The sequence below is a fragment of the Acinetobacter sp. GWC1_38_13 genome (assembly GCF_001767535.1).
GTDB classification, from domain to species: Bacteria; Pseudomonadota; Gammaproteobacteria; order Pseudomonadales; family Moraxellaceae; genus Acinetobacter; species Acinetobacter junii.
Genome location: NZ_MELG01000085.1, coordinates 10,868 through 16,779, shown reverse-complemented (window position 1 = coordinate 16,779; position 5,912 = coordinate 10,868). Strand labels below are relative to the sequence as shown.

Here is a 5,912-nt window from a genome sequence, read left to right as displayed (position 1 = left end):
CCTGATACATCTCCACGTGGAGAGCACGTTGCTCAAGGCGATCATTGGGATATTGGGCAGGGTGCTGGTTTTTATATTAATGCGACTCAACAACCTTGGGCTGAGCATTATCAAATGGAGTCATACATTGTTGATGAACTCTACGCTCATGTTTTGCAAGAATTTCCAATCATTGAAAATCAGGTTGGGGTTTTTGGACACTCAATGGGTGGTCATGGTGCCCTAACATTAGCATTTAAGTACCCAGAACTTTTTAGATCGGTCTCGGCATTTGCACCGATTTGTGCACCAAGTATTTGTCCTTGGGGTGAAAAGGCATTTAGTCAATATTTAGGACAGGATCAACAACGTTGGGCAGAACACGATGCAACTGCATTAGTGCAGCAGAAGGGGTCTCAATTTGAAGAAATTCTGATTGATCAAGGTTTAGAAGACCAATTTTTTGCGCAGTTAAATCCTGAAAAATTTAAACAAGCGTGTTTAGACTCTGGCCAGCATATTACTTTACGTTTGCATGAAGGTTATGATCATGGTTACTATTTTATTCAAAGCTTTATCGATGATCATTTGCAATTTCATGCTATTCAATTAGAAAAGAATGCTTAATCTTTGAAAGAAGCTCATTATGAGCTTCTTATTCTTGATGGGTCCAATTGGCAGCGAATTCCTGCTGAGCCATTCGATTCAAATGATCTATTACAACTTGCTCTAGGCGCTCGACATCATCTTGTTGATTTTCAATGATAACCTCTAAGTATTCCTGTTGTGCTGTGAGTGTCACCGTTGCAGTAGGCATCAAAATTTTTGAATAGATTTCAGTTTCTTCAACTTCAAATTTATGTTTCCAGTGATTGAGCAAACGTTTAGCGATTCGTTTACCTTCGACTGTTTCAATTTGTGTAGTACTCTTCATCATACGACTTCATTTTTTGTATCGAAAATTACCTTAGCAAATAACAAATGATAAAAAAATAGTAACTCTGCAACGTGGTGTTGCATGTTTGCAATGCTCGAATAATCACTTTCTAACAGCCCTAAACAGTATGAATTTGTTATAATCACGGAATCATTCCTTCGTCATTGTCAGGTTATCCATGTCCAAGCCTTATCTCATTGCTCCTTCAATTTTATCTGCTGATTTTGCTCGTTTAGGTGAAGATGTAGAAAAAGTTCTAGCTGCAGGCGCAGACGTTGTACATTTTGATGTGATGGATAATCACTATGTTCCGAATCTGACCTTCGGTGCAGGTATTTGTAAAGCATTAAAAAATTACGGTATCAAAGCACCAATTGATGTACACCTCATGGTTTCTCCTGTGGATCGTATGATTGGTGACTTCTTGGAAGCAGGTGCCGATATCATTACTTTCCACCCAGAAGCGACAGATCATATTGATCGCTCTTTGCAGTTGATTAAATCAGGTGGTGCAAAAGCAGGATTAGTTTTTAACCCTGCGACACCATTACATTATCTTGATTATGTTCTAGATAAAGTGGACCAAATTTTATTAATGAGTGTAAACCCTGGTTTTGGTGGGCAGAAATTTATTCCGATGACATTAGAAAAACTTCGCCAAGCACGCCAAATTATTGATGCAAGTGGTCGTGATATTCGTTTAGAAGTGGATGGTGGTGTAGGACCTGCAAATATTCGAGAAATTGCAGAAGCTGGGGCGGATATGTTTGTTGCTGGTTCAGCAATTTTTGGTCAACCAGATTACAAAACAGTGATCGACCAAATGCGTGCAGAGTTGGCTAAAGTTGGTGCAAAACAAATTTAGTCTATTTAACCTATTTTTTACACTGGGTTGTGGATAACTTTGTTTATAACTACGTGGATAACCATGTTGATAAGCGAGTGGATAAGATGTTGTTAAAATAAACAAAATGATTTCAGTTGTTTATATTCACAGCAGTTTGAACGAAAAAGGACAATTTTTTGTCCTTTTTTTGTGCGCTAAATTATTTATTTTGCTCTATTTTTACTCATGAACGATTTTTGCAAATATTGTAGAATAAAACAGCATCACTCTGTTTAAAGTTGTTGAATATTGCATAATTTGAACATAAACATGATTGTGCATAACTATGAAACAACTTATGCTTAATATAGATAAAGATTCTGATCTGTGGATAGGAATATTCAGTGCTACGTCTCAAAAGATACAAACATATGTGGTTTGTGTTCCTGATGATATTTTTCATCGGGGGGAGTAATGTCGCCATTGCAGCTGTACATGCAATTCATACTGAGCAATCCACTGTAACGACTCAGGATATGCCGTGTCACAAGATGCAAATGAAAAGTGATCAGCATCATCAAATACAAATGGCACATCAAGACATGACGAGTATGACTAAATGTCATGAACAACAAGTGCCAAATCAGCAACATTGTGAAGATTGTAATCATCCATCACATTGTCAAACGGTGAGTTTTACACTCGATCAAAATATACCTGAACTATCTGCTTTATCTGTTTTTGAACGACCTATTCATCTAATAACAGCATACCAAGCTCGACACTTAGCTGGATATTGGCAAGAAATTCTTCGTCCTCCCAAAGCCTAATCTATCAGCCACTCTGTCTTTTCTTAACTTCTTATAGTTAGGGAAATTTGATGAATCAATAGATTAGGATTATTTCATGTCTTCAAAATTATATGCTGGCGTTATTGCGAGTTTCGGTCTCTTATTCGCGCCCTATAGCATGGCTGCAATCAAAGAGTATCATCTTAATATCAACCAAGAGATGGTGAATGTCACAGGAAAACCTGTTCAAAGAATTACAGTGAATGGCAAATTTATTGCGCCTTTGCTGGAGTTTGAAGAAGGGGATGAAGCGGTCATTCATGTCCATAATCAACTTAAAGATCAAGATACCTCTCTGCATTGGCATGGTTTACTTTTACCAGGGCTTATGGATGGTGTTCCGGGCTTCAATGGCTTTAAAGGTATTAAGCCTAATGGTAGTTTTGAGTATCGTTTTAAAGTACGACAAAACGGAACTTATTGGTATCACGCACATAGTAAAGGTCAGGAACAGGATGGTTTATATGGTCCTTTGGTCATTTATCCCAAAGGAAAACAGCCTGTAGCCAAACATGAAAGTGCTGAACGTGATTATGTTGTGATGCTTTCCGATTTCCATGAAACGAAAAGTGACAAGATCATGGCAAATCTAAAAAAATCAGCGGAGTACTATCAAAATCAAAGAGAAACAGTCGCTGATGTTTGGTCACAACTGAAAGATCAAGGTTTGAAAGCCACATGGCAAGATCGTTCGATGTGGAATCAGATGCGCATGCTGAAAACTGATTTATCGGATGTTACTGGCTATACCTTTTTAGTGAATGGGAAAACACCACAACAAAATTGGACGGGTGCTTTCAAAGCAGGAGAAAAAGTTCGCTTACGGTTTATCAATGCTTCGGCGATGTCTTTTTTTGATGTGCGAATTCCTAATTTAAAAATGATGGTTGTGAGTGCAGATGGTCAGCCTGTCCAACCTGTTCCAGTCGATGAGTTTAGAATTGGTGCAGCAGAAACTTATGATGTAATTGTTGAACCAACTCAACCGCATTATCAAATTCAAGCAGAGTCAATTGATCGTTCTGGTTTTGCAATCGCGTCATTGCAAAATGAGATGAAGCCAGCACAACACACCGTGACGATGCCAGCAGCGCGTCCACGTGCATTATTGACCATGGACGATATGGGACATGGAGCGCATGTGCAAGATGAAACGAGCAAAATGGATCATAGCCAGCATGCTGAAATGGATAAGTCTAAAATGGATCATAGCCAACATACTCAGATGAGTAAGATGGCAATGAATCATAATGCACATGGTGAAATGGATATGGGCGATATGAACCATAAATCTCATACCGACATGAATATGAGCCAGATGCATCATCATTCGGATAAGCAACAATCATCTATGTCCGTAACAAACCAACATAAACCACAAGCTGTTCAAGGTTGGGCAAATGCATCCACACCTGTTGGACATAAAGCATTGCAATATAACGATCTAAAAGCATTAACTCCTCAGCCTGATACGCGTGCTGCAGAAAGAGAACTCGTGATTCGTTTAGGTGGGACGATGGAACGATATATTTGGACAATTGATGGAAAAAAATTCAGTGATAAAGATTTTGAACCATTGAAAGTGCAGTACGGTGAGCGAATTCGTTTGAAGTTTGTCAATGAAAGTATGATGGCACATCCTATGCATTTACATGGCATGTTTATGCAGCTAGAAAATGGACAAAGCGCAGCCGATATGCCAAATAAGCATACCGTCATCGTACCACCCGGTAAAACCGTAACTGCATTACTGACAGCTGATGAATTAGGAGAGTGGGCGATTCACTGTCATTTGCTCTATCACATGAGTGCAGGAATGATGAGTAAGTTGATTGTTGCGAATGTCAATGAGGCAAAAACAGCCACTCAACCCACATCTACACCAGTTCAACCATCGACAGGAGAAAGCCATGCACATCATTAAGCAGTCTTCGAAGATGAAACGATATACACAGTTGATCGTGGTGAGTGGTATTGCATCCTCTTTGGGAGGATTTGCCCATGCCCATGAAGCTCATAATCAAATGTTGCAGATGAATCAAGCTTCACAGCAACAGACGGTTGTGATGGAAACGTCAAAGGCAGATCATCACAAACATGAACAGTCCAAACTTGCATATTCAAGCGATGTTCAAGATGCAGAGCATAGCCATCATAACGAGCATGGCGGGCAAATATACCAATCAACCAGTTTAGAAAATGCTTGGGCGGTAGATGAGGATGGTAAGGGTAGTGTAAGCACCGAGTTAAAAACATGGGTGGGTACAGATGAAAATAAAATCTTCATCAAAGCCCATGTTGAGAAGGCTGAATCAGAAAAAGCTGAAACTGAAGCAATGACTTTATATAGCCGAAATATTGCAGATTTTTGGGATATACAGGCGGGTGTACGTTATCAATATCAACCAGAACATCAGCTAGATAAAGATCAATGGAGTGCTGTATTCGGTTTGCATGGTTTAGCACCATATTTCTTTGAAACAGAAGCTTATGTTTTTGCTGGACAAGATCAGCGTTGGCAGTTGAGTTTAGAAACCAGCCGAGACTTGCTATTTACACAAAAGTTAATTGCTCAACCCTATTTGAATGCAGATGTGGTATTGAGTGATAAATCAAAATATCCAAAGAAATCAGGGTTATCTAAACTACAAACGGGCGTACAAGTGCGTTATGAGATCAATAAAAAACTTATGCCTTTTGTAGATGTAGCATATGCTTATCATAAAGGTGCAGAGCAAACACCATGGCAATCTGCTTCTGAAAGTGAAAAGGGTTGGTTATATGCTACGGGATTAACGCTAAAGTTCTGATACTTTGTCTAAAAAGTCACTTTACTGAGATACTGTTGGTTTATACTAGCAGTATCTTTTTTGAGTCATTGATGGTGTATAAATGGCTTTAGAACAACAAAACAATCAAATAACAGCAATAACAGATTCCCTCGAAAAGATTAGTAATCAATCGTCTTTTTCAGATTCACAGCGGAGCAATAATAGTTCTATGCAGGTGAGCTATTATTATATTCCTCTGATGAAAGATGATCAGGATGTACAACGAATCAGAAAAGCATTAATTCCTTTCTCGGAAGTATTAATCGAGCATCATATCGATTTAGATTGTAAGCACCTCACGTTGTACCATCGAGATGATTTATCTCAGCTCACTTATAAACTTGAGTGTTTGAATTTAGGGGTGGAATTGCAACAAACCATGTCGCATTATGAACCGATTCAGATCATGATTGATCGACATAAGGGTTCGATACAAGAGGAATCTATAGATTCATCTAAGCATAATTATTTTTATCAATTCCAGATTT

Annotated in this window: 7 protein-coding genes; 6 read left to right on the top strand and 1 reads right to left on the bottom strand. The window is 38.7% G+C overall.

Annotated elements, in window-relative coordinates; translation table 11 throughout:
- Positions 1-606: S-formylglutathione hydrolase (gene fghA / locus A2003_RS09005; protein ID WP_286687186.1), on the top strand; the 606-nt coding region annotated here is incomplete at its 5' end.
- Positions 607-634: 28 nt separating this feature from the next.
- Here the strand turns inward: fghA and A2003_RS09000 are convergent.
- Positions 635-913: a DUF2218 domain-containing protein gene (locus A2003_RS09000; RefSeq protein ID WP_004960569.1), complete on the bottom strand. Its 279-nt coding sequence runs from the start codon at positions 911-913 to the stop codon at positions 635-637.
- Positions 914-1,094: 181 nt separating this feature from the next.
- On the opposite strand from A2003_RS09000, the gene rpe reads away from it, so the two are divergent.
- The 5 genes from rpe to A2003_RS08975 all read left to right on the top strand — a co-directional run.
- Complete coding sequence (gene rpe, locus A2003_RS08995) at positions 1,095-1,781, top strand: ribulose-phosphate 3-epimerase (RefSeq protein WP_004914382.1); 687 nt, start codon at positions 1,095-1,097, stop codon at positions 1,779-1,781.
- A 410-nt stretch (positions 1,782-2,191) separates the two neighbouring features.
- Positions 2,192-2,572, top strand: coding sequence for a hypothetical protein (locus A2003_RS08990; protein WP_424900881.1), 381 nt, complete (start codon positions 2,192-2,194; stop codon positions 2,570-2,572).
- 76 nt (positions 2,573-2,648) lie between these two features.
- Complete coding sequence (locus tag A2003_RS08985; RefSeq protein ID WP_279685666.1) at positions 2,649-4,517, top strand: copper resistance system multicopper oxidase; 1,869 nt, start codon at positions 2,649-2,651, stop codon at positions 4,515-4,517.
- Complete coding sequence (locus A2003_RS08980) at positions 4,504-5,403, top strand: copper resistance protein B (protein WP_151738274.1); 900 nt, start codon at positions 4,504-4,506, stop codon at positions 5,401-5,403. Before A2003_RS08985 ends, A2003_RS08980 begins: the two co-directional genes overlap by 14 nt.
- An 82-nt stretch (positions 5,404-5,485) precedes the next feature.
- The coding region (locus A2003_RS08975) for a class I SAM-dependent methyltransferase (RefSeq protein ID WP_286687185.1) at positions 5,486-5,912 on the top strand (427 nt) is incomplete at its 3' end.

Coding starts and splice junctions, on each gene's coding strand:
- A2003_RS08980 (WP_151738274.1), top strand. CDS start 4,504: ATGCACATCATTAAGCAGTCTTCGAAGATGAAACGATATACACAGTTG.
- A2003_RS08985 (WP_279685666.1), top strand. CDS start 2,649: ATGTCTTCAAAATTATATGCTGGCGTTATTGCGAGTTTCGGTCTCTTA.
- A2003_RS09000 (WP_004960569.1), bottom strand. CDS start 913: ATGAAGAGTACTACACAAATTGAAACAGTCGAAGGTAAACGAATCGCT.
- A2003_RS08990 (WP_424900881.1), top strand. CDS start 2,192: ATGATATTTTTCATCGGGGGGAGTAATGTCGCCATTGCAGCTGTACAT.
- rpe (WP_004914382.1), top strand. CDS start 1,095: ATGTCCAAGCCTTATCTCATTGCTCCTTCAATTTTATCTGCTGATTTT.